The organism is Agromyces agglutinans, assembly GCF_009647605.1.
GTDB lineage: Bacteria > Actinomycetota > Actinomycetes > Actinomycetales > Microbacteriaceae > Agromyces > Agromyces agglutinans.
Window position 1 is genome coordinate 230,596 of record NZ_WJIF01000002.1, and the last position, 21,373, is coordinate 251,968.

Annotated in this window: 21 protein-coding genes; 11 read left to right on the forward strand and 10 right to left on the reverse strand. The window is 71.7% G+C overall.

From position 1 onward, the window contains the following. Positions 1-27 precede the first annotated feature (27 nt). From GE115_RS04280 to GE115_RS04310, 7 genes are all read right to left on the reverse strand, one after another. On the reverse strand, positions 28-753 hold the full coding sequence (locus tag GE115_RS04280; RefSeq protein WP_153683557.1) for a sirohydrochlorin chelatase: 726 nt from the start codon (positions 751-753) through the stop codon (positions 28-30). An 86-nt stretch (positions 754-839) separates the two neighbouring features. Continuing rightward, entirely contained in the window at positions 840-2,276 is a 1,437-nt protein-coding gene (locus GE115_RS04285; RefSeq protein ID WP_153683558.1) for an MFS transporter, read from the reverse strand. Between the two features lie 132 nt (positions 2,277-2,408). Then, a complete protein-coding gene (locus tag GE115_RS04290; RefSeq protein ID WP_312854888.1) occupies positions 2,409-3,308 on the reverse strand; it encodes a serine protein kinase RIO in 900 nt (299 codons plus the stop codon). A 338-nt stretch (positions 3,309-3,646) separates the two neighbouring features. Then, positions 3,647-4,546, reverse strand: coding sequence for a putative endonuclease domain-containing protein (locus tag GE115_RS04295; protein ID WP_153683559.1), 900 nt, complete (start codon positions 4,544-4,546; stop codon positions 3,647-3,649). 222 nt (positions 4,547-4,768) lie between these two features. Then, entirely contained in the window at positions 4,769-5,347 is a 579-nt protein-coding gene (locus tag GE115_RS04300) for a hypothetical protein (protein WP_153683560.1), read from the reverse strand. A gap of 60 nt (positions 5,348-5,407) precedes the next feature. Continuing rightward, a complete protein-coding gene (gene rlmN / locus GE115_RS04305; protein ID WP_153683561.1) occupies positions 5,408-6,640 on the reverse strand; it encodes a dual-specificity RNA methyltransferase RlmN in 1,233 nt (410 codons plus the stop codon). A gap of 68 nt (positions 6,641-6,708) precedes the next feature. After that, a complete protein-coding gene (locus GE115_RS04310; protein WP_153683562.1) occupies positions 6,709-7,473 on the reverse strand; it encodes a sulfite exporter TauE/SafE family protein in 765 nt (254 codons plus the stop codon). Positions 7,474-7,746: 273 nt separating this feature from the next. Here GE115_RS04310 and dnaK point away from each other — a divergent pair, with 273 nt between their 5' ends. From dnaK to GE115_RS04335, 5 genes are all read left to right on the forward strand, one after another. Beyond that, positions 7,747-9,621: a molecular chaperone DnaK gene (gene dnaK, locus GE115_RS04315; RefSeq protein ID WP_153683563.1), complete on the forward strand. Its 1,875-nt coding sequence runs from the start codon at positions 7,747-7,749 to the stop codon at positions 9,619-9,621. Positions 9,622-9,623: 2 nt separating this feature from the next. Continuing rightward, positions 9,624-10,262: a nucleotide exchange factor GrpE gene (locus tag GE115_RS04320; protein WP_153683564.1), complete on the forward strand. Its 639-nt coding sequence runs from the start codon at positions 9,624-9,626 to the stop codon at positions 10,260-10,262. A gap of 110 nt (positions 10,263-10,372) precedes the next feature. Beyond that, positions 10,373-11,365 carry a DnaJ C-terminal domain-containing protein gene (locus GE115_RS04325; protein ID WP_153683565.1) on the forward strand — a complete coding sequence of 331 codons (993 nt, stop codon included), beginning with the start codon at positions 10,373-10,375 and terminating at the stop codon, positions 11,363-11,365. Then, on the forward strand, positions 11,362-11,781 hold the full coding sequence (locus GE115_RS04330; RefSeq protein ID WP_153683566.1) for a heat shock protein transcriptional repressor HspR: 420 nt from the start codon (positions 11,362-11,364) through the stop codon (positions 11,779-11,781). The genes GE115_RS04325 and GE115_RS04330 overlap by 4 nt, the downstream gene beginning before the upstream one ends. A gap of 85 nt (positions 11,782-11,866) precedes the next feature. Beyond that, positions 11,867-12,568 carry a hypothetical protein gene (locus GE115_RS04335; RefSeq protein ID WP_153683567.1) on the forward strand — a complete coding sequence of 234 codons (702 nt, stop codon included), beginning with the start codon at positions 11,867-11,869 and terminating at the stop codon, positions 12,566-12,568. On the opposite strand, the gene GE115_RS04340 is transcribed toward GE115_RS04335, so the two are convergent. Together GE115_RS04340 and GE115_RS04345 are read right to left on the reverse strand one after the other, a co-directional pair. Then, the gene (locus GE115_RS04340; protein ID WP_153683568.1) at positions 12,526-13,122 is read right to left on the reverse strand and encodes a hypothetical protein; all 597 of its coding nucleotides are present in this window, start codon (positions 13,120-13,122) and stop codon (positions 12,526-12,528) included. The genes GE115_RS04335 and GE115_RS04340 overlap by 43 nt on opposite strands. Positions 13,123-13,347: 225 nt before the next feature. After that, the gene (locus tag GE115_RS04345; RefSeq protein WP_246190538.1) at positions 13,348-15,144 is read right to left on the reverse strand and encodes a bifunctional metallophosphatase/5'-nucleotidase; all 1,797 of its coding nucleotides are present in this window, start codon (positions 15,142-15,144) and stop codon (positions 13,348-13,350) included. A 130-nt stretch (positions 15,145-15,274) separates the two neighbouring features. Here GE115_RS04345 and GE115_RS04350 point away from each other — a divergent pair, with 130 nt between their 5' ends. The 4 genes from GE115_RS04350 to GE115_RS04365 all read left to right on the forward strand — a co-directional run bounded on the left by GE115_RS04350 (position 15,275) and on the right by GE115_RS04365 (position 18,534). Further along, positions 15,275-16,408, forward strand: a complete 1,134-nt coding sequence (locus GE115_RS04350; RefSeq protein ID WP_153683570.1) for a class I SAM-dependent methyltransferase — start codon at positions 15,275-15,277, stop codon at positions 16,406-16,408. Positions 16,409-16,484: 76 nt separating this feature from the next. Then, positions 16,485-16,775: an ATP-dependent Clp protease adapter ClpS gene (gene clpS / locus GE115_RS04355; protein ID WP_312854890.1), complete on the forward strand. Its 291-nt coding sequence runs from the start codon at positions 16,485-16,487 to the stop codon at positions 16,773-16,775. Then, positions 16,772-17,263 (forward strand): DUF2017 family protein, encoded by a 492-nt coding sequence (locus GE115_RS04360; protein ID WP_153683571.1) that lies wholly within the window; start codon positions 16,772-16,774, stop codon positions 17,261-17,263. Before clpS ends, GE115_RS04360 begins: the two co-directional genes overlap by 4 nt. 83 nt (positions 17,264-17,346) lie before the next feature. Continuing rightward, positions 17,347-18,534 carry a hypothetical protein gene (locus GE115_RS04365; RefSeq protein ID WP_216648748.1) on the forward strand — a complete coding sequence of 396 codons (1,188 nt, stop codon included), beginning with the start codon at positions 17,347-17,349 and terminating at the stop codon, positions 18,532-18,534. A 9-nt stretch (positions 18,535-18,543) separates the two neighbouring features. Here GE115_RS04365 and GE115_RS04370 read toward each other — a convergent pair whose 3' ends face one another. Beyond that, complete coding sequence (locus GE115_RS04370; protein ID WP_153683572.1) at positions 18,544-18,945, reverse strand: SHOCT domain-containing protein; 402 nt, start codon at positions 18,943-18,945, stop codon at positions 18,544-18,546. A gap of 262 nt (positions 18,946-19,207) precedes the next feature. Here GE115_RS04370 and GE115_RS04375 point away from each other — a divergent pair, with 262 nt between their 5' ends. Continuing rightward, entirely contained in the window at positions 19,208-20,062 is an 855-nt protein-coding gene (locus GE115_RS04375; RefSeq protein WP_153683573.1) for a mechanosensitive ion channel family protein, read from the forward strand. Between the two features lies 1 nt (position 20,063). After that, positions 20,064-21,353, forward strand: coding sequence for an ion channel protein (locus GE115_RS04380; protein WP_153683574.1), 1,290 nt, complete (start codon positions 20,064-20,066; stop codon positions 21,351-21,353). Positions 21,354-21,373 lie beyond the last annotated feature (20 nt).

Sequence of the window (21,373 nt, forward strand, 5' to 3'; positions counted from 1 at the left end):
CGCGGCGTCACACGGTGCGAAAAACCGTCACAGAGTTGACGCCACGGGCCCGTCGATGCAGTCGAGGTAGCGGTCGACGACCAGGTCGACGAGCTCGGGCGCCGGGTCGTCGGCGTCGAGCAGCGGTCGCGTGATCAGGTCGCCGCCGCCCTTCGCCGCGAGGTCCTGGAAGTAGCCCGGCGCGAGCAGATAGCTCGAGACGAGGACGCGGTCGTGCGCGGCGCGCGCCGCTTCGACCGCCGTGTGCAGGCGGGGTTCGGCGGCGGCGAGGAAGCCGACGACGACGGGCCGGCCGAGTTGCTCGGCCAGCATGGATGCCTCGCGCCGGCAGTCCTCGTTCGCCCGCTCGTCGCTCGAACCGGCCACGGCGAGCACGACGGCGTCGGCGGCGCGCGCGCCGGAGGCATCCGCCCGCAGTTCGCCGAGCCGGCGCGCGAGCACGCGGGCCAGCCGCGGATCGGGACCGAGCGCGGCGGCGAGGTGCACCTCGGGATGCGCGGCGGTCGCCTCGGTCAGGTCGACGTGCACGTGGTAGCCCGCCGACAGCAGCAGCGGCACGACGACGACCGGCGATCCGGCCGGCAGCGCGGCGAGGGATGCCTCGACGTCGGGGTCCTGCACGTCGACGTGGCCGAGCCGCACCGTGACGTCGGGGAGCCGTACCGCGACGGCGTCGACCAGGCGGCGCACCGCGTCCTGCCCGGCGAGCGAGGCGGTGCCGTGCGAGATCGCGAGGAGCGCCGGGGTCGTCATGCCCCTATTGTGCCGCGCAGCTGCCGCCGGCCGCGTTCACGCGCCGCCGCTCGACGCGCCGCCGCTCGACGCGCCGCCGCTCGCGTTCACGCGCCGCCGGCCGGCACGCGCTCCCCGAGCGCGCCCGCCGCTTGCCGCGTCGCCTTCACCGGGATCAGCAGCACGAGGCCCAGCGCGAGCACGAGCACGATGCCGAGGATGCCGAAGTACGGCGCCCCGCCGATGATGACGAACAGCGAGAACGCCGTCGGCGCGAGGAAGCTGACCGCGCGCCCCGTCGTCGCGTAGAGGCCGAACACCTCGCCCTCGCGGCCGGGCGGGATGAGCCGGCCGAGGAACGAGCGGCTCGCCGACTGCGCCGGGCCGACGAACAGGCACAGCGCGAGACCGGCCGTCCAGAACACGATCTGGCCGCCGTCGTGCAGCAGGAACACGAGCGAACCGCTGATGACGAGGCCGATGAGGGCCGCGACGATCACGGGCTTCGCGCCGAGCCGGTCGTCGAGTGCGCCGACCGCGATCGTCGAGATGCCCGCGACCACGTTCGCCGCGATCGCGAACACGATCACCTCGCCCGCCGAGAATCCGAAGACGGATGCCGCGAGCACGCCGCCGAACGTGAACACCCCGGCCAGCCCGTCGCGGAACACCGCGCTCGCGAGCAGGAACCACACCGTGTTGCGCTCCTCGCGCCAGAGCCGTGCGATGTCGCGTCCGAGCCGCGCGTACGAGGCGAAGAACCCGACGCGGTCGCGCGCCGCGCCGGCCGGCGGGCGGAACTCGGGCACCGCGAAGAACACCGGCAGCGCGAACAGGCCGAACCACAGTGCGGAGACGATCATGGCGACGCGAACGTCGAGGCCGCCCTCGCCCGTGACGCCGAACAGGCCGACCTCGGGCTGGATGAAGCCGAAGTACACGACGAGCAGCAGCACGATGCCGCCGACGTACCCCATGCCCCAGCCGAAGCCCGAGACCTTGCCGATCGATCGTGGGGTCGAGACCTGCACGAGCATCGCGTTGTAGTTGACGCCGGCGAACTCGAAGAACACGTTGCCGGCCGCGACCAGCGCGAGACCGAGCAGCAGGTACGCCGGGTCGGGTTGCACGAAGAACATCGCCAGCGTGATCGCGACGACGATGTACGTGTTCACGGCGAGCCAGAACTTGCGCCGGCCGCTCGTGTCGGAACGCTGCCCGGTCACCGGCGCGAGCACCGCGATCAGCAGGCCCGCGATCGCGAGCGCCCAGCCGAGCTGCGCCTCGACCGTGCCCGTCGGGCCGAACGACTCGCTCGTCAGGTACACCGTGAACACGAACGTCGTCACGACCGCGTTGAACGAGGCCGAGCCCCAGTCCCACAGGCCCCAGGCGAGGATCCGGCCCTTGCGCGCGCCCGCCTCCTGCACCGCCTCGACCTGCTCGGTCGAGACGCCGATGGTCGCCGCCGCGCCGTCGGGCGGTGTCAGCGGGGTCGGCGGGAAGTTGCGCGGCGGTTCGGTCGGGGCGTTCGGGTCGGTCATGTCGGCAGTCTCATTCCGTCGGGTGAACGAACGATGACGGATGCCGCGTGGCCGAGGCATCCGCCGGCCGTGCCGCCGAAGCGGGCGGTCGATCGTCGGCGATCTGCGCGGAACACTACCGGGTCGGATGCCTCACCACCCGCCGATCTCGCCCACGAGCTCGCCGAACAGCTCCTCGGCGTCGCACTCGAGCCGTTGGCGGGTGAACCAGGTGCACATGTTCACGCAGTCGCGATGCAGCAGGTCGAAGCCGCTCGGGTTCGCGATGAGGTCGATCACCTGCGGCAGGTCGATGACCACGAGGCGGCCGTCGTCCACGAGCGCGTTGTACGGCGACAGGTCGCCGTGCGCGAGGCCCGCGCGGGCGAGGATCCGCATGAAGTCGACAACCTGGTGGAAGAGATCGCGGAGCGCCGGGGCATCCGCCCGCACCTGCGCGAGTCGCGGCGCGGCGACGCGACCGTCGCCGACGAACTCCATCAGCACCTCGGTCTGGCTCACCTGCACCGGGTAGGGAACGGATGCGCCGAGCTGCCACAGCCGCGACAGCGCCTCGAACTCGGCGCTCGCCCACTGCACGCGCGCGACCTCGCGGCCGAACGTGGTGCCCGCCTTGACGGCGCGCGCGTCGCGGCTGCGGCGCGTGCCGCGGCCCTCGGTGTAGATCGCCGACCGGTGGAAGTCGCTGTGCTCGCTGCCGCGGTACCGCTTCGCGGCCAGCAGTACGCGCTGCCCGACGGCGTCGGGCCCGGCGTGCGGAGAGCCCGGCACCGCGCGTTCGATGAGGTGGAGGTCGGCCTCCTTGCCGGTCTTGACGACGCCGAGCTCGGTGTCGATCGCGGCCGCGCTGGTCACGACCCAGTCGGGTCGGGGCAGCGGCCCGCGTTCGCTGGGCAGGGTCGCCGGCCACGTGGACCAGCGCTGGTCGTCACCGGGCTCCGCGTCCTGGAAGACGAGGGCGGGATCGGCGCCGAGCGACGCCGGGTCGAAGGGGTGCTCGAGGGAATCGTCGAGCGACGAGAGGAAGTTCACGGTGGGTTGCTCCTGATGGGGAGGCCACCGTGCGACGACTAGCGGCGGGCGGCCTCGAGGGAAGGGATGTCTGCTGAGCGCTCGACAACGACAGCGTTCATGGCTCACTCCCTTCGACTCGTTCCACTGCGGCCCTGTGCCTCTTCGGCCCGACGGCTCGCATGAGTGGATGCCGCACCCGCGGCCTGCACGAGGCTACGCCCTCGCGCGCCGCACGTAAAGCACTCCCCCTTCCTTCCCTTCCCCCTCCTTCCCTTCCCCCTTCCTTTCGAGTGTCCAGTTGGGGCGGGTTCTGCGAGCCGAAACCCGCACCAACTGGACACTCGATCCGCCGAGGCCTACGCGAGCTCGCTGCGCGAGGCGAGGGCCAGGGCGAGATCGCCGAATGCGCGCTCCCGGTTCGAGCGCGCCCCGACTCGGATGACGATCCATCCGGCGCTCGCGAGGGCGCTCAGCCGTTCGAGGTCGCGCGCGAACTGCAACGTATCGGTGCGGTGATGATCGCCCTCGTACTCCATGAGCACCTTCTCGCGACGGAATACCAGGTCGCCGTAGACGCGACCCGTGGGCAGGTCGATCGGACCGTTGCATTCGGGCTCGGGAAAGCCGCGCCGGATCACGTCGAGCCGGAGCAGGCTTTCGCGACGAGAAGCGGACCCGGGCCGGATGTCTCGCCGCGCACGGTCGCGGGCGAGCGTGCCGCGCGACCCGCGGTGCCGGTCGATCGCCGCGTCGAGCTCCTCGACGCGAATGAGCGGCCGGGGCCAGCCGAGCAACCGGTCGCCGGCTGCGACGAGGTCGTCGTGCGAGAACGCGGGGCCGCGCATCGAGGCGAGCTGGCACCAGGCGTCTGCGGCGGAGACGGTTCGCACGCCCTGCCGTGAGCGGATCTCGATGCGCGAGGCATCCAGTCGATGACCGACGATGCCGCGCATGCGGGGCTCGCGCCCGCTGAGCGCGGACACGTGCAGCGGCGACTCGCGCATCGACGGCAACGGCAGGCCGAAGAGCTCGGCGGCCGTGACGTGGCTGAACGCATGCGCCGACGGCATTCTCGTGGCGTACGCCCGGCAGCGGTCGACCGCGTCTTGGGCGAGCACGGGCGATCGGACGCCGCGGAAGGGCCGCTCCAAGTCGTTCGCGCGCAGTCGGCTCCGGCTGACTCCCGCCTCCGTCGCCTGACGAACGGTGAACGGCCGGAAGGCGAGCTCGAAGGGGAGCGGAGCACGGCGGGTCATCTGCCCAGCGTGGGCCCGGACCACCCCCGGGCGGCGGGCCGGCTCGAGTGCGTGGGCCGGTCTCGCACGCTGCTCCGTGTGGAGGAGTACACCCACTCGGCCCGTTGGCTCGACCGCGGGCTGAGCGTTCGGGCTTCACTCGCCGGCGAGTGTCCAGTTCTGGTGAGTCGCGGCGGGCATGACCCGCTCGAACTGGACACTCGACGGGTGCCCGAGCTCCGGTCAGCCCACGTCGGCCAGCGAGGTCACGAACTGGGCGCCGCTCACGAAGATGGTCGCCTCGTTCGCGTGGATCATGGCGGGGATGTAGTTCGCGTCGTAGTCGGCCGGCGCGACGATCGTGCCGGGCACGGGGTCGTCGGTCTCGGTCCAGCCCGCGACGAGCAGGGTCTGCTTGCGCGACTCCCAGTCGGAGTCGGCCTCTGGCAGCCGCACGACCCAGAACCCGATGTCGGAGTTCGGCTTGGCCCAGTGGCAGGAGAGGGCGCCCACCGCCACGAGCTCCTCCATGACAGGGCCGAGTGCGAAGGTCGGCTCGGGCCGGTAGGTCAGGCCCTCAGCGGCGAGGTCGGCGTACTCGGCCTCGGTCAGCACGGTGTCGCAGGTCGGCTCGGCGACGGGGGCGGGGGTCGCCGAGGGGTCGGCGGTCGGGGACTGCGACGCCGAGGCCTCGGTGGCGGAGGACGGCTTGGGCGAGGCCGATGACGACGAGGTGCCGGGCGACGCGGTGCACGCCGCGAGCGCGACGAGCACCGAGGCGGCGAGCAGGGTCGATAGGGTCCGGCGGTGGAGGGGCGTCATGGCGTCACTGTAGGGGATGCCGCCCACTCGTGGGTCAGGGCTCTCCCCGATGCGCGGCGTTCAGCCCTCGGTCGCGAGCTGCCCGCAGGCGCCGTCGATCTCCTTGCCGCGCGTGTCGCGGATCGTGGTGGGGATGCCGGCGGCCTCGAGCCGGCGCACGAACTCCCGCTGCACGTCGAGGTCGGACGCGGTCCAGATCGACCCCGGCGTCGGATTCAGGGGGATCGGGTTGACGTGCACCCAGCCGTGCCCGCGCTCGTTCAGCTTCTCGGCGAGCAGGTCGGCGCGCCAGCCGTGGTCGTTCATGTCCTTGATCAGTGCGTACTCGATCGAGACGCGGCGACCCGTCTTGTCGAAGTAGTCGCGCGCGGCGTCGAGCGCCTCGTCGACCTTCCAGCGCGAGTTCACGGGGATCAGCTCGTCGCGCAGGCCGTCGTCGGGCGCGTGCAGGCTCAGCGCGAACGTCACGGGGATGCCCTCGTTCGCGAGCTTGCCGATCGCCGGCACGAGGCCGACGGTCGAGACCGTGATGTTGCGGGCTGACATGCCGAGGCCGTTCGGGGCCGGGGCGACCATGGTGCGCACGGCCTGCATGATGCGCGCGTAGTTCGCGAGGGGCTCGCCCATGCCCATGAAGACGATGTTGGAGACGCGCTCCTGCGAGTGGTCGTCGCGCTTCTTGCCGCCCAGCGCGCCCGACGCGATGACCCGGTTGGCCTGCACGATCTGGTCGACGATCTCGGCGGCCGACATGTTGCGCGTGAGGCCCTGCTGGCCGGTCGCGCAGAACGGGCAGTTCATGCCGCAGCCGGCCTGGCTCGACACGCACAGCGTGATGCGGCCCGGATAGCGCATGAGCACCGACTCGACGAGCGCGCCGTCGTGCAGCTTCCAGAGGAACTTGATCGTGTCGCCGCGGTCGGTCTCGAGGCGCTTCACCTCGGTGAGCAGCGGCGGCAGCATGCCCGCGACCAGCTCTTCGCGGCCGGCGGCGGGGAGGTCGGTCATCTCGGCGGGGTCGGTGGTCCACCGTGTGTAGTAGTGCCGCGCGAGCTGCTTCACCCGGAAGCCGGGGAGGCCGAGCTCCTCGGCCTTGCCTTTCCACTCCTCTGGCTTCAGGTCGGCGAGGTGCACCGGCGGCTTGCCGCGCTTGGGCGAGGCGAACTGCAGCAGCGGCCGCCCGTCGGCGCCCTTCTGCTGCTGCCAGCCCTCGGTCGCAGGCCGTACCTGGCGCGCGCCGGTTCGGCGGATCGCCGGACGGGCGGGCTCGGCGGTCTCGAGATCGGCAGGCATCCCCTCAGGGTACGCGGGCTTGCCGAGCATCGGCTGGATGCGAGGATGCCTCGCCGGCCCGGCCGCCGTCAGGTCAGGAGGAAGTACGCCAGCGCGGCGAGGCCCACCGCGACGATGACGACGCGATACACGGCCTGGGGGATGCGCCGGCCGTAGCGGCCGCCGAGGGAGCCGCCGACGAACGAGCCGATCGCGATCGCGATCGCAGCGGGCCACGCGACCTCCGTCACCGACACGAACACGACGGCGGCCGCGACGTTCGCGACCGCGGCCATCGCGTTCTTGTAGGCGTTCGCGCGCACCAGCGTTCCGGCCAGGGTGATCGACAGCAGGGCCAGCAGCAGCACGCCCTGCGCGGCGCCGAAGTAGCCGCCGTAGATCGCCGTGAGGCCCGCGACGGCAAGCGTCGCGCCCCGGTGATCGCGGTGGTCGCCGCCGGCCCCAGCGTGCCGGCGTGCGGTCCAGCGCTTGATGGCCGGGCCGAAGACCACGAGCAGCAGTGCGAGCACGATGAGCACGGGCACGATCACCTCGAACGCCTCGCCGGGCAGCAGCAGGAGCAGGAGCGCGCCCGCAGTGCCGCCGGCCGCCGAGAAGCAGAGGATGAGGGCGAGCCGGCGCCACTCGCCGGTGAACTCACGCCGGTTCGCCCAGGTCGCCGCGAGGGAGGCCGGAAGCACGCCCACGTTGTTGGTGACGTTCGCCAGAACGGGCGGATAACCGAAGGCGAGCAGCGCGGGGAAGGTCACGAGGGAGCCCGAGCCGACGACCGCGTTGATGGCACCGGCGAGGACGCCCGCGAGACCGAGGACGAGGAACTCGACGGGGTTCATCGGGTGCGGCGTCTTGCGAGGGGCATCCCACGATTCAATCAGCCGCGGCCGCGCAGCCGGGAATACCGCCGCCGCGACCATAGTTGAGTCAACTGCACTCAAGTTTCACCGTCTCAACTTGACACGTTCACCGGGCCGGAGGACACTTGAGTCGGCAAGGCTCAACCTTGTCACCACCTGACTTCGGCTGCGGGCCAGAACGGCCGGGCCACCAGTCCGAGAACGACCGCCGGGCATCCGCGCGGCCGGTTCCGGGCAGAAGGAGAAACACACATGTCACGTGCAGTTGGAATCGACCTGGGCACCACGAACTCGGTCGTCTCGGTCCTCGAGGGCGGCGAGCCCGTCGTCATCGCGAACGCCGAGGGCTTCCGCACGACCCCCTCGGTCGTCGCATTCACGAAGGACGGCGAGGTGCTCGTCGGCGAGACGGCCAAGCGCCAGGCCGTCACCAACGTCGACCGCACCATCGCGTCGGTCAAGCGCCACATCGGCACCGACTGGAAGACCGACGAGATCGACGGCAAGCGGTACACCCCGCAGGAGATCTCGGCGCGCATCCTGCAGAAGCTCAAGCGCGACGCCGAGCAGTACCTCGGCGACACGGTCACCGACGCGGTCATCACCGTGCCCGCGTACTTCAACGACGCCGAGCGCCAGGCCACGAAGGAGGCCGGCGAGATCGCGGGCCTGAACGTGCTGCGCATCATCAACGAGCCCACGGCGGCCGCTCTCGCGTACGGCCTCGACAAGGGCAAGGAGGACGAGCTCATCCTCGTCTTCGACCTCGGCGGCGGCACGTTCGACGTGTCCCTCCTCGAGGTGGGCAAAGACGACGACTTCTCGACCATCCAGGTGCGCGCGACCGCCGGCGACAACCGCCTCGGCGGCGACGACTGGGACCAGCGGGTCGTCGAGTGGCTGATCAAGCGCTTCAAGGAGTCGACGGGCGTCGACGTCTCGAAGGACAAGATCGCCCTGCAGCGCCTCAAGGAGGCCGCCGAGCAGGCCAAGAAGGAGCTCTCGAGCTCCATGGCGACCAGCATCCAGCTGCCCTACCTCTCCCTCACCGAGAACGGCCCCGCGAACCTCGACGAGAAGCTCACGCGCGCGCAGTTCGAGGACATGACGAAGGACCTTCTGGACCGCACCAAGAAGCCGTTCGAGGACGTCATCCGCGAGGCCGGCATCAAGCTGTCCGACGTCGCGCACGTCGTGCTCGTCGGCGGTTCGACCCGCATGCCCGCCGTCGCCGACCTGGTCAAGCAGGAGACCGGCAAGGAGCCCAACAAGGGCGTGAACCCCGATGAGGTCGTCGCCGTCGGAGCCGCCCTCCAGGCGGGCGTCCTCAAGGGCGAGCGCAAGGACGTGCTGCTCATCGACGTCACCCCCCTCAGCCTCGGCATCGAGACCAAGGGCGGCATCATGACGAAGCTCATCGAGCGCAACACGGCCATCCCGACCAAGCGCAGCGAGACCTTCACGACCGCCGACGACAACCAGCCGTCGGTCGCGATCCAGGTCTTCCAGGGCGAGCGCGAGTTCACGCGCGACAACAAGCCGCTCGGCACGTTCGAGCTGACCGGCATCGCGCCGGCGCCCCGCGGCATCCCGCAGGTCGAGGTCACCTTCGACATCGACGCCAACGGCATCGTGCACGTGTCCGCGAAGGACAAGGGCACCGGCAAGGAGCAGTCGATGACGATCACGGGCGGCTCGAGCCTCCCGAAGGACGACATCGAGCGCATGGTGCGCGAGGCCGAGGAGCACGCGGCCGAAGACAAGAAGCGCCGCGAGTCCGCCGAGACCCGCAACTCGGCCGAGCAGCTGGCCTACTCGGTCGACAAGCTGATCAAGGACAACGACGACAAGCTGCCCGCCGACGTCAAGACCGAGGTGCAGGGCGACGTCGACGCGCTGAAGACCGCGCTCGCCGGTGACGACGACGACGCCGTGAAGTCGGCGTTCGAGAAGCTGTCGCAGTCGCAGGGCAAGCTCGGCGAGGCGATCTACGCGCAGCAGCAGCAGACGGATGCCTCCGCCGCTGCCGGCGAGGACGCGACCCCGACGGGCGAGGCCGGCGACAGCACGTCCGACGAGGACGTGGTCGACGCCGAGGTCGTCGACGACGAGGACGAGAAGAAGTAACCATGGCAGACGAGCAGAACCACGACCACGAGGAGCCGGTGGTGCGCGACAAGCGCCGCATCGACCCCGACACCGGCGCGGTTCGCCAGCCCGAGGCCGAAGGGGCGCCCGAAGCGGGCGCCCCCGAGGCGGGCGGCGCGGGCGCCGAGGCATCCGGCCTGCCCGACGACGAGACCGAGCTGACCGTCGACGACATCCTCAACGCCGCCCAAGCCGAGGTTTCCGAGCCGACCGACGAGCACCTCGCCGACCTCAAGCGGGTCACCGCCGAGTACGCGAACTACCGCAAGCGCACCGAGGCGAACCGCGAGGTCGAGCGCGAGCGCGCGATCGGCCAGGCCGTCGCGGTGCTGCTGCCCGTGCTCGACGACCTCGACCGTGCCGAGAAGCACGGCGACCTCGAGGGCGACGCGCCGTTCGCGACGATCGCGGCCAAGCTGCGCGGCCAGGTCGAGAAGCTCGGCCTCAAGCCGTTCGGCGAGGTCGGCGAGCCGTTCGACCCGCAGCGGCACGAGGCGATCTTCCAGCAGCCCGCCGACGACGTCGAGGTCGACACCGTGGCCGATGTCGTAGAGACCGGGTACACCCTGGGCTCGACCCTCATCCGCGTCGCGAAGGTCGTCGTCAAGACGCCGGCCTGATGACCATTCCGGCGGGCGAGTAGCGACGCAGGAGCGTATCGAGGCCACGTCACCCGGTCTCGATACGCTCCGCTCCTCGACCAACGGACACGACAGAAGGGAGGTGCCGGTTGGCCAGTCAGGATTGGTTCGACAAGGACTTCTACGCCACGCTCGGCGTCTCCAAGGACGCGAGCGACGCCGACATCAAGAAGGCGTACCGCAAGCTCGCCCGCAAGTACCACCCCGACCAGAACCCGGGCGACGCCGCGGCTGAGGCGAAGTTCAAGGAGATCAGCGAGGCGAACTCGGTGCTCTCCGACGCCGAGCAGCGCAAGGAGTACGACGCGGTCCGGGCGATGGGCTCGGGCGCGCGCTTCACCGCGCCCGGCGGCGGCGCCGGCGGCTTCGAAGACGTCTTCGGCGGCATGTTCGGCCAGCAGGGCGGCGGCACCAGGTACACGTTCCAGCAGGGCGGAGCCGGCTCCGACTACGACGACCTGCTCGGCGGGCTCTTCGGCGGCGGCCGGTTCGGGCAGTCGACGGGCGGCTACCGGGGATTCGGCGGCCCGACGCCCGGCCGCGACGTCACGGCGACGACCACCCTCGACTTCCTCACCGCGACGCGCGGCGAGCAGGTGACGCTGCAGACCTCCGAGGGCAAGCCGATCACCGTGCGCATCCCCGCGGGCGTCGCCGACGGCCAGAAGATCCGGCTGCGCGGCAAGGGCCACCCGTCGCCCGACGGCGGCGAGCCGGGCGACCTCATCCTCACGGTCAAGGTGCGCAAGCACCCCGTGTTCGAGCGCGACGGGCTGAACCTGCGCGTGAACGTGCCCGTGACCTTCGCCGAGGCCGCGCTCGGCGCCACCATCGAGGTGCCCACGCTCGGCGGCAAGCCGGTCAAGTTGAAGGTCGCCGCCGGCACCCCGAGCGGCCGCGTGCTGCGCGTCAAGGGCCGCGGCGTCGAGACCGCCAAGGGCACGGGCGACCTCCTCGCCGTCGTGCAGGTCGCGGTGCCCTCGCACCTGTCGAAGGATGCCAAGGAGAAGCTCGAGGCGTTCGTCGCCGAGCTGCCCGACGAGGACCCGCGCACCGACCTGCTCGCCCAGGCCGGAGGCTGAGCGTGAACGAGACCAGCCCGCTGTTCGTCATCTCGGTCGCGGCTGAACTCGCCGGGATGCATCCGCAGACACTGCGCCAGTACGACCGCATCGGCCTGGTCTCGCCGACGCGCACGGCCGGCAAGTCGCGCCGGTACTCTATGCGCGACGTCGTGCAGCTGCGCGAGATCGCGCAGCTCTCGGCCGAGGGCGTGAGCCTCGAGGGCATCCGGCGCGTGCTGGGTCTCGAAGACGAGGTGACCGCGCTGCGCGCGCGGGTGCGCGAGCTCGAGGCCGCGCTGGCCGACGAGATGCTCAATCGCCCCGGCCGCCGCGTGTTCGCGGCGGGCACGGCCGGCGAGATCGTGACCCTGAAGGCCGGTACGCGCACGCGCCGCGAGAACGCCGTGGTGGTCTGGCGGCCGCTCGAGCGCTGATGGCCGAGCCGCCGGCATTGTGTACGACCGGCCGGGCCCGCGGCCGCGATCTGGCACACTCGTCGGACCCGACCGAGAGGATGCCATGACCGCGCCGTACCCGCAGACGCCCGACCTCCGGCAGGTCCCGCCCGCTCCGCCGGCGCGCCGCGCCCGCCCGCCGCTTCCGCGCGAGCACCGCACCCCCGCGTTCATCGCCGGTGGTCTGGGCACCCTGCTCGGCTCCTGGGGGCTCTCGGCGCTGTCCGCCGCGCTGCTCCTGGGCTTCATCGGGCTCGTCTTCGGGCTCGTGGCGAGCAGCATCCGGTCGAGCGACCCCACGAACGGCTTCGTCGAGTTCGTCGACTCCGTGCCGGCCTGGGTCGGCGTCGTGGCCGTCCTGACCACCGTCGTGCTGGCGACGGGGCTCCTCATTGCAGCGGTCGTCGTGCCGCGGGCGATCCTCCGGCGTGCGGGCGTGCATCGGCCCACCGCCGTCACCTGGAGCGCGCTCGGCATCGGCATCGTCGCCAACTGGTTCCTCGGCGGCATCCTCTCGATACCGTTCTCGCTGATCCAGACCTTCACCGTCGACCCCACCGCCCTGCTGGTGCTCGTGCTCATCGGGCTCGTCGTGTCGCTCGCGGCGACGGCCGCGATCGGCGCCTTCGCCGGCTGGTGGATGGCCCACGCGTACCGTGCCCAAGCGGCCCCGGCACCCGCCGCCCCGATCCCGGGGCCGATTCCGGCACCCGGGCCGGCGCCTCAGCGCCCCCAGGCCGAGGCCGGCGCCTCGATGATCTCGTAGGGGCGCGAGCTCCAGTGGGTGCCGTAGCCGTAGTGGCTCGACGCCCACGGCGAGGCCCAGATCGCCTGCGCGGTCGCGTCGGCGGAGTCGCCGCGCTGGAGCGCCGCGTCGACGGCCGGATACCGGCCCGACTTGAGGTTCTCGGCCGCGTAGTAGGCGGCATCGACGAGGGTGGCGTAGCTGCCGAGCCCCGAGCCGCCGCCCGAGCCCTGCCCGTTGTTCAGCGGGTTGTTGCGGTTCCACCAGTTGTCGGCGCCGTTCTCCTGGCGCATCCACCGCATCATGAACGTGATGTTCTCGTCGGTCATGGGCCAGCCGCCCTCGACGAGCACGAGCTTGGCCCAGTCGAGGTTGGTGCCGCCCTGCACGAGGGTCTGCGGGCCGGTCGACGCGGTGTACGACTGGTGCACGATCGTCTGGCGGGCGGCGTCATCGGCGACGTCGACCCGCTGCACGTCGTCGCCGAAGCGGGTCTCGGCGACGGATGCCTCGGCCACGGCGTCGAGCGGCGGGGCGGTCGGCGCGAGGGCGAGCGTCGCCACGATGCCGAACACGGCGGCCGTCGCGAACAGTCCGGCGACGCGACGGATGCCTCGGGTCCGGCCGCGCGGACGCGAAACGGACGGCGCACCCCTGCGGGGCGCGCCGTGCCTTCCCCCTGCTTGCTCCGGCTGACGCATGCGGGTGCGAGGGTAGCAAACCGAACCGGATGCCTCCAGTGAGCGGGGCTCCCGGTGGTCGAGGAGACGCCGGAGCGCGTCCTCGACCACCGAGGTTCGTCAGCCGATGCGCACGCCGTCGATCGTCAGCCACCACGACTCGTCCGAGAAGTCGGCGGGGTCGATGACGCCGCGCTCCTGGGCCCAGTCGATCAGCAGCTGCCGGATCTCCTTCTGCTCGTCGTAGACGACGGGTGCCGACGCGATGTGCGGGAACCCGCCGCCGCCCGAGCGACGGTAGTTGTTGACCGCGACGACGACCTGCTGGTCGTCGGCGAGCGAGGTGCCGTCGGCCAGCGTCAGCTTCTCGATGCGCGCACCCACCGGCTGCGACAGGTCGATCTCGTATTCGAGGCCCGAGATGATGTCGAGGTTGTAGTCGGGCGTGTTGCCCGCACCGGTGTGCGCCTCGGGGTCGAATGTGCCGCCCGCGGGCACCTGCGCGTAGTACTTCGCCGAGTACTCGAGGTAGTCCTTCACCTGCGCCCCGGTCATCTGCACGGCCTGCAGCGTGTTGTCGTAGATGTACAGGCCCGCGATGTCGCGCACCGAGACATCCCCCTGCGGGAAGATCGCCGTGCGACTGAAGGGCGCCGCGATCGACAGCACCGGCAGCCCGTCGGCCGCGGTGCCGGCGATGCCGGCGGCGACGGTCTCGGTCTGCACCTGCTGGATGAAGTCGATGATCGGCGTGTCCTCGTACCGCGACGCGGTGGCCGGCAGCGCCTCGGTCGACTGCGCGACGACCTGGTTCACGTACGCGACGGTCGTCGCGTGCTGGTCGGCGACGAGGTCGAGGATCTCCTGCGACGGCGCGAAGCCCTTCGTGCGGATGGCGGATGCCTCGGCGTCGACGACGTCCCACTGGCCGCGCACCTTCTCGAGGTCGAGGTCGACGCGCGAGACGGTCGATCCCCAGCGGTAGGGCTGGGTGAGGAGCACCTCGTCGCCGGTCTCCTCGTTGACCACGACCTGGCTCGGCTTGTCGAGGTGGGTGTGGCCGACGACCATGACGTCGATGCCCGGCACCTCGCGCGCGATCGCGTCGGATGCGTTCTCGGGGGCCGCGATCGACTCGTCGTACGAGGAGGCGCCGGTGCCCGAGTGCGAAAGCACGACGACGACGTCGGCGCCCGCGGCGCGAACCTTCGGCACCCACTCCTCGGCCGTCTCGACCATGTCGCGGAACTCGAGTTCGCCCTCGACGTTGGCCTTGTCCCAGATCGCCGATCCGGGCGTCGTGAGCCCGAGGATGCCGACGGTCACGGGTTTCTGGCCCTTCACCTTCTTGCGCACGAGCGTGTACGGGTCGAACGCGGGCTCGCCCGAGTCGACGTCGATCACGTTGGCGCCGAGCAGCGGGAAGCCCAGGTCGCCCTCGTACGCGTCCAGCAGGTCGAGGCCGTAGTTGAATTCGTGGTTGCCGAGCACCTGCGCGTCGTACCCGATCGCGTCGAACGCGGCCGCCATCGGATGCGTCGCGCCGGTCTCCTGCACCGGCTCCTGCACGGCGTAGTAGTAGCTGAGCGGGGTGCCCTGGATCGCGTCGCCGTTGTCGACCACCAGCAGGTGGTCGTCGCCGACCTCGTCGCGCACGGCATCGACGACGGATGCCACGCCCGCGAGGCCGACCGTGTCGCCCGCGCGATCGGTGTACGGCGCGTTGCTGAAGTAGTCCCAGTTGGCGACGCGGCCGTGCAGGTCGGTCGTCGCGAGCAGCGTGAGGTCGAGCGCGTGCGCGCCGCCGCCGTGCTTCGCGCCGGATGCCTCGGGTGCGGCCGCCGCGGGCGCCGCGGCGAGGCCCGCGAGCACGAGCGCTGCGACGGTCGCGGTGCCGAGGGTTCGAGTGGTTCTCAAGTGGATTCCTTCCATCGGGGATGAGGGCCGGGTGGCCCTCGCATGGGGGACACCGTATTCCCGGCGGGTTCCGGGCGTGTGAACCGCCGCGCACGTCGGGGTGAACGCCGACGCGGCTACCCTTGCCCGGATGGACTTCGCAGCACTCCGCCGGTGGCCCGACGTCGAGGGGCCCGACCTCGCGGCGTCCGATGCCGCCGATCGGCTGATCCTCGACGAGGCGGCGGGCGTGGTCGCGGCCGTCGGCGCCACGGACGCCCCGGTCGCCGTCATCGGCGATACGCACGGCGCCCTCGCGGTCGGTGCGGTCGTGGGGCTCGGGGCGACCGACGTGCGCGCGCACCAGGACGCGCTGCTCGGCGAGCGCGCGATCGCCGCGAACGCTGAACGGCTCGGGGTGGCGGGGGCGATCCGCGTGGGAGCGCTCGATGCCGACCTGGTGCGCGGCGCGCGGCTGGTGCTGCTGCGCCTGCCGCGCTCGCTCGACGCGCTCGACGAGCAGGCCGCCCTCATCGCCGCGCACGCCCACCCCGCGGTGGTCGTGGTCGCGGGCGGGCGGCTCAAGCACATGACGCTCGGTATGAACGACGTGCTCTCCCGTTGGTTCGGCCGGCTCGACGTCTCGCACGCGCGGCAGAAGTCGCGGGTGCTCATCGCATCGGCGCCGACTCGACCGCCGGCACCCGGCGCGTGGCCGCGACACGCGCACGACGCCGCGCTCGACCTCGAGGTGGTCGCGCACGGCGGCGTGTTCGCCGGTGCCGCGATCGACATCGGCACGCGGTTCCTGCTCGAGCACCTCGATGCCGCGCTCGCCGGGGGCCCGGCGCCGCGCACCGCGGTCGACCTGGCCTGCGGCACGGGCGTGATCGCGGTCGAGCTCGCTCGACGCCTGCCGTCCACGCGCGTCACCGCGACCGACCAGTCGGCTGCGGCCGCAGCCTCCGCTGCGGCGACGGCGGCGGCGAACGGCGTCGGCGACCGGGTCGAGGTGCGCCGCGCCGACGGCCTCGAGACCGAGCCCGGGGCATCCGTCGACCTGATCGTGCTCAACCCGCCGTTCCACGCCGGCGCCGCCGTGACGACCGCGCTCGCCGAGCGGCTGTTCGCCGACGCCGGACGCGTGCTGGCGCCGGGTGGCCGCCTCGTCGCCGTGTGGAATTCGCACCTGCGCTACCGGCCCGCGCTCGAGCGGCGCGTCGGCTCGACCGTCCAGGTCGCCCGCGACCCGAAGTTCACCGTCACGGTCTCGACCCGCCGATGACGGGCGACGACGTCCGCGCGCCGGTCCCCAGAAGTGCGGGGATGCATCCGTCGGCGGGAAGTGTCAGTCTGGAACGGTGACGGACACGCTCGAACGCACCGACCTCGACCAGGAGACGCTCCGCGTCCCCGAGGCGTCCTGGCGCACGATCGTGTGGGACGACCCGGTCAACCTCATGACCTACGTCACCTACGTGTTCCGAAGCTACTTCGGGTACCCGCGCGAAGAGGCCGAGCGGCTCATGCTGCTCGTGCACCACGAGGGCCGCGCGGTCGTCGCCACCGGCAATCGGGAGGCGATGGAACGCCACGTGCACGCCATGCACGGCTACGGCCTGCAGGCGACGGTGTCGAGGGCCGAGCCGTGATCGTCGCCGGCCGCGGCGCGGGCGACGGCGTGCGCCTGGTGCTCGAGGCCGAGGAGGCGATGCTCCTGTCGGAGCTGGCCGACCAGGTCGACTCGGTGCTGCTGCTCGGCACCGACGACGACCCGGCGCTCGGCCGGCTGCTGCCCGACGCGTATCCCGATGACGTCGACGCCGGCCGCGAGTTCACGCGCTACACGCGCGACAACCTCGTCGACGGCAAGCGGCAGGCCGCGCAGTCGGTGCGCGACGCCACCTCGGTGGGCGACGGCGAACGCCTCGTCGAGATCGAGCTCGACCAGGTGCAGGCCTGGGGGTGGCTGACCTTCCTCACCGACCTGCGGCTCATCCTGGCCGAACGCGTCGGCATCATCGAGGAGGGCACCCCCGAACAGGACGAGCAGCGCGACGACTACCTGCGCGCGGCCTACGAGTGGGCGGGCTTCGTGCAGGGCTCGATGCTCGAGGTGCTCGACCCGACCGAGTCCTGACTGGCAGTCTGGTGCCAGCGCCCACGGGCGCCGCGGCACCCGCGGCCTCCGCGGGGGCGCGACGGAGATCCAGGGGGAGACGGATGACCCACGCCAGACCGCACGCGAACGAACGCGCGACCCCGCTGCGAAGCATCCTGCGCCGGCCCGCGGCGAATGCGGAGTCGCTCGAATCGGTCGCCCTCGTGATCGGCGCGATCGGCTTCGTCGTGATCGGCCTCATCGCGCTGGCCGCGTTCTGGGGTCGCGACCTGCCGATCGCGGGTTCGGGCTCGCTCGCCGAGTTCGTCGCGATCTCCGCCGCCCTCGTCGCCGTCGTCGCCTTCGTGCTCGGGCGGCTCGTGCTGCGGAGCCCGTCGCCGCAATTGCGGTCGGAGATCGGCAACGGGCTCGACGTCGAGGGCACGCGCCTGCACTGGTTCGACCTCGTGGCGCTGGCCCTCGCGCACGGCGCGATCGTGCTGCTGGGCTGGATCGGCCTCGGCGACCTGCTCGAGCGCAGCTTCATCGGGGCGGTGGTGTTCACCATCCCGGGTGCGGTGCTCGCCGGCGTCGGCGCCGCGGTCACGATGTACGCGGTCTTCCTCTCGGCGGCCCGGCTCACGCCGATGCTGCTCTCGCTCGTGCTCGCGGTGTTCCTCGTGGTCGGGGCTCTCGCCAGCATGCTGAGCTCGAGCGACCCGCTCTGGTGGCAGAAGAACCTCTCGGCGCTCGGCATCACGGGCGACTTCTCGTCGCTCGCGTTCAACGTGACGCTCATCGTCGCGGGCGCGATCGTGACGACGATCGCGCGCTACGGCACCGCGACGCTGCCAACCTCGACGCCGCTCGAACTGCGCCACCGCAACGTCATGCGCATCGGGCTCGTCCTGATCGGCGTGTTCCTCGGCTGCGTCGGCATCTTCCCGGTGAGCGAGTTCTTCCTGCTGCACAACACCGTCGCCACCGGCATGGCGGTCGCGTTCGCCGTGATCGTGATCGGCCTCCCGCGCTTCGTGCCGTCGATGCCGCACGTGTTCGTGATCCTCGGCTACGTGTACGTCGCCGTGATCGTGGTGCTCGGGGTCTTCTTCGCCGTCGGCTACTACAACCTGACGGCGGTCGAACTGGTCGCCGCGGTGCTCATCTTCAGCTGGATCATCGTCTTCCTGCGCAACGCGGGCGCGATGCGACCGGATGCCTCGGTGCCCGTCGATGTCGCGACCGGGGCGGCCGCCCCGCAGACGACGGATGCCCCGGGCTCGGGGCCCGGGGCATCCGTCGTGGTGTGAGGCGGAGGCCTACGCCTGGTGGGCCAGCGCCTTGGCCTTCAGCAGGTCGTACTCCTGCTGGGTGATGGTGCCGGCGTCGAGGAGCGACTTCGCCTTGGCGATCTCGTCGGCGGGGCTCGCCGCGGTACCGGCGGTGGCGCGAATGTACTCGTCGGTCGCCTGCTGCGCCCGACGGGCATCCTTCTGCGCGCGCTCGGCCATGCCGTTGCCCCGGGCGATCAGGTAGACGAGCGCCGTGAGGAACGGCACGAAGATCAGGAAGATGATCCAGACCGCCTTCCACCAGCCGTTCAGCTTGTGGTCACGGAACAGGTCGCTGATGATCGCGATGACCGCCCAGAGGTAGGCGAAGAACGCGAAGACCCAGATCGTCCACCAGATGATGTCCCAGAAACTTTCCCAGAAGCTCAATGAAGTGCCTTTCTTCGGTTGTGTGAGCCGGCCGCAGGGGGCGGTCGGCGGTTCGCAACCGGATCGGGAAGGCGACGGTGCTCCGGCAATGCCGTGATCATCCCCCTGATCGTCGGTGTTCCCCGGGTGCAGCGTAGCGCGCCGGTCGACTCGGTGTCAGCGTCATTCCGCGGGATTTCGGGCATCGGTGGCTCCGCGCCGGGCGCGTGTCGTCGTCGGCGCGGTCGCCGCGGCCGGTAACGTCGCGCTCGGGGAGGGCGGCATGACGGACTGGTGGGGCACGCTCGACATCGACGGGTGGAGCCTGTTCGCGGCCGTCGCCGTGCTCATCGCGACGTGGATCGTGGCGCGCCTCGCGAGGTCGGGCGCTCGCCGCGTGGTCGCGCGCGTGCCGAACCTCTCGTTGCCGGTGCAGGTCGGCGCCGTGCGCATCACGGGCTACGCGGTGTGGTTGATCGGCATCGGCGTGGCGTTGAGCTTCCTCGGCGCGTCGGTGCAGCCCGTGCTGGCAGTAGCGGTCATCGTCGCGGTCGTGCTGGCGCTGATGCTGCGCGGCGTCGCCGACAACTTCGCGGCGGGCATGGTGCTGCAGACCCGACGGCCGATCGACGTCGGCGATCTCGTGACGTCGGGAGACTTCACCGGCGAGGTGCTCGAGGTGAACGGGCGCTCGGTCATCGTCCGCACCGGTGACGGGCGCACCGTGCACCTGCCGAACGCGACCGTGCTGCAGGAGCCGCTGGTCAACCACTCGGCGCACGGCGCGCGGCGCAGCGAGGTGCAGGTGCGCATCGCGGATGCCGCGGGCTCCGGTCTCGACGAGGCATCCGGCGACGACGAACCGGGCGCGAGCGGCGGCATCCGGTCGGCGATCGGCGAGGCCGCGGTCGCCGTGCCCGGGGTTCACCATCGCGAGGCCGTGCACGTGCTCCCGGTCAGTCGCGGCGGCGGCCGCGAGGTCTATCGCGTGCAGTTCTGGCATCATCCGGCGCACGGCGTGACCGTGACCGGCGACGTGGTCGACGCCCTCGCCGAGCTGCTCGATCGGCGCGGCATCGCCGGCGCCGTCACGAGCGAGCCGCCCCCGCCGGCGCTCGCGGCGGCGACGGAGGTGTGAGATGACCGCGGGCGACGACCTCAGCGGGGCGACGCCGACGCCGCGGCAGTTGCTCGCGCTCTCGGTGCCGGCGCTCCTCGTGGGCGCACTCACCGCGGTGGTGCTGTGGCTGCTCGATGTCGTGTCCGAATCGCTGGGCGACCTGATCTGGAAGGCCGTGCCCGGGTCGCTCGGCTTCGATCCGGACGCGTCCTGGTGGATCCTCCTCGTGCTGACCTCGACCGGCGTCGCCGTCGGGCTCGTCACCTGGCTCGTGCCCGGCCACGCCGGGCCGGACTCGGCGACGACCGACCTGCTCGAGCCGCCCCTCCGCCCGTGGGTGGTGCCGGGGCTCGCGCTCGCGGCCGTGATCGGGCTCGCGGGCGGTGTGAGCCTCGGACCGGAGAACCCGATCATCGCGATCAACGCGACGCTCGTGGCGTTCCTCTTCGCGCGGCTGCTGCCGAAGGTGCCCGTCCAACTGGCCGTCTGGCTCGCCGCCGCGGGAACCATCGGCGCGCTGTTCGGCACGCCGGTCGCCGCAGCACTCGTGTTCACCAGCGCGATGGCCGGGACTCCGGTGCGCGGGCATCTCTGGGACCGGCTGTTCCTTCCGCTCGCTGCCGCGGGCGCCGGATCGATCACGATGCATCTGCTCGGCGCGCCGTCGTTCGGATTCGAGGTTCCCGCGTACCCCGGCCCGGCGGCCCTGGACCTGCTGACCGGCTCGCTCATCGCTGTCGGCACCACCGTGGTCGGCCTCGCTGCGCTCGCGGTGTTCCCGTGGGTCCATCGCGCGTTCCACGCACTGCGGCATCCGCTGCTGATCCCCGTCGCCGGGGGCCTGGTGCTCGGCCTGCTCGGCGTGCTCGGCGGGCCGCTCACGCTCTTCAAGGGACTCGAGGAGACCGGCGAGCTGCTCGAGAACTCCGACGAGTACGCGGCCGGCCAGCTCGTGGTGCTCGCGCTCGTGAAGCTCGTGGCGCTCGTCGTCGCCGCATCGTCGGGGTTCCGGGGCGGACGGATCTTCCCCGCGGTGTTCGTGGGCGCCGCGCTGGGGCTGCTCGGCCACGCGCTCATCCCGGCGGCGCCGCTGGCACTCGCCGTGGCGTGCGGGGTGCTGGGCATGGTGCTCGTCGTCGGCCGCGACGGGTGGGTCGCGCTCTTCGTCGCCGTCGCCGTCGCGGGCGACGTGACGCTCCTGGCCGTCCTCTGCGTCATCATCCTTCCGGCGTGGCTGCTCGTGTCGCGGGCGCCCGAGTTCCGAATCGTCGAGCCGGAGCCGTTCCCCTCGGCCGCACCCGGTCGATAGGGTCGGGCGAGGGGATGGGG

Excerpts from the sequence above, each read along its gene's own strand:
- GE115_RS04285 (WP_153683558.1), bottom strand. The coding sequence starts at position 2,276 with ATGACCGACCCGAACGCCCCGACCGAACCGCCGCGCAACTTCCCGCCG.
- GE115_RS04375 (WP_153683573.1), top strand. The coding sequence starts at position 19,208 with ATGACGGACTGGTGGGGCACGCTCGACATCGACGGGTGGAGCCTGTTC.
- GE115_RS04310 (WP_153683562.1), bottom strand. The coding sequence starts at position 7,473 with ATGAACCCCGTCGAGTTCCTCGTCCTCGGTCTCGCGGGCGTCCTCGCC.
- GE115_RS04350 (WP_153683570.1), top strand. The coding sequence starts at position 15,275 with ATGGACTTCGCAGCACTCCGCCGGTGGCCCGACGTCGAGGGGCCCGAC.
- GE115_RS04380 (WP_153683574.1), top strand. The coding sequence starts at position 20,064 with ATGACCGCGGGCGACGACCTCAGCGGGGCGACGCCGACGCCGCGGCAG.
- GE115_RS04335 (WP_153683567.1), top strand. The coding sequence starts at position 11,867 with ATGACCGCGCCGTACCCGCAGACGCCCGACCTCCGGCAGGTCCCGCCC.
- GE115_RS04300 (WP_153683560.1), bottom strand. The coding sequence starts at position 5,347 with ATGACGCCCCTCCACCGCCGGACCCTATCGACCCTGCTCGCCGCCTCG.
- rlmN (WP_153683561.1), bottom strand. The coding sequence starts at position 6,640 with ATGCCTGCCGATCTCGAGACCGCCGAGCCCGCCCGTCCGGCGATCCGC.
- GE115_RS04320 (WP_153683564.1), top strand. The coding sequence starts at position 9,624 with ATGGCAGACGAGCAGAACCACGACCACGAGGAGCCGGTGGTGCGCGAC.
- GE115_RS04365 (WP_216648748.1), top strand. The coding sequence starts at position 17,347 with ATGACCCACGCCAGACCGCACGCGAACGAACGCGCGACCCCGCTGCGA.
- GE115_RS04280 (WP_153683557.1), bottom strand. The coding sequence starts at position 753 with ATGACGACCCCGGCGCTCCTCGCGATCTCGCACGGCACCGCCTCGCTC.
- dnaK (WP_153683563.1), top strand. The coding sequence starts at position 7,747 with ATGTCACGTGCAGTTGGAATCGACCTGGGCACCACGAACTCGGTCGTC.
- GE115_RS04295 (WP_153683559.1), bottom strand. The coding sequence starts at position 4,546 with ATGACCCGCCGTGCTCCGCTCCCCTTCGAGCTCGCCTTCCGGCCGTTC.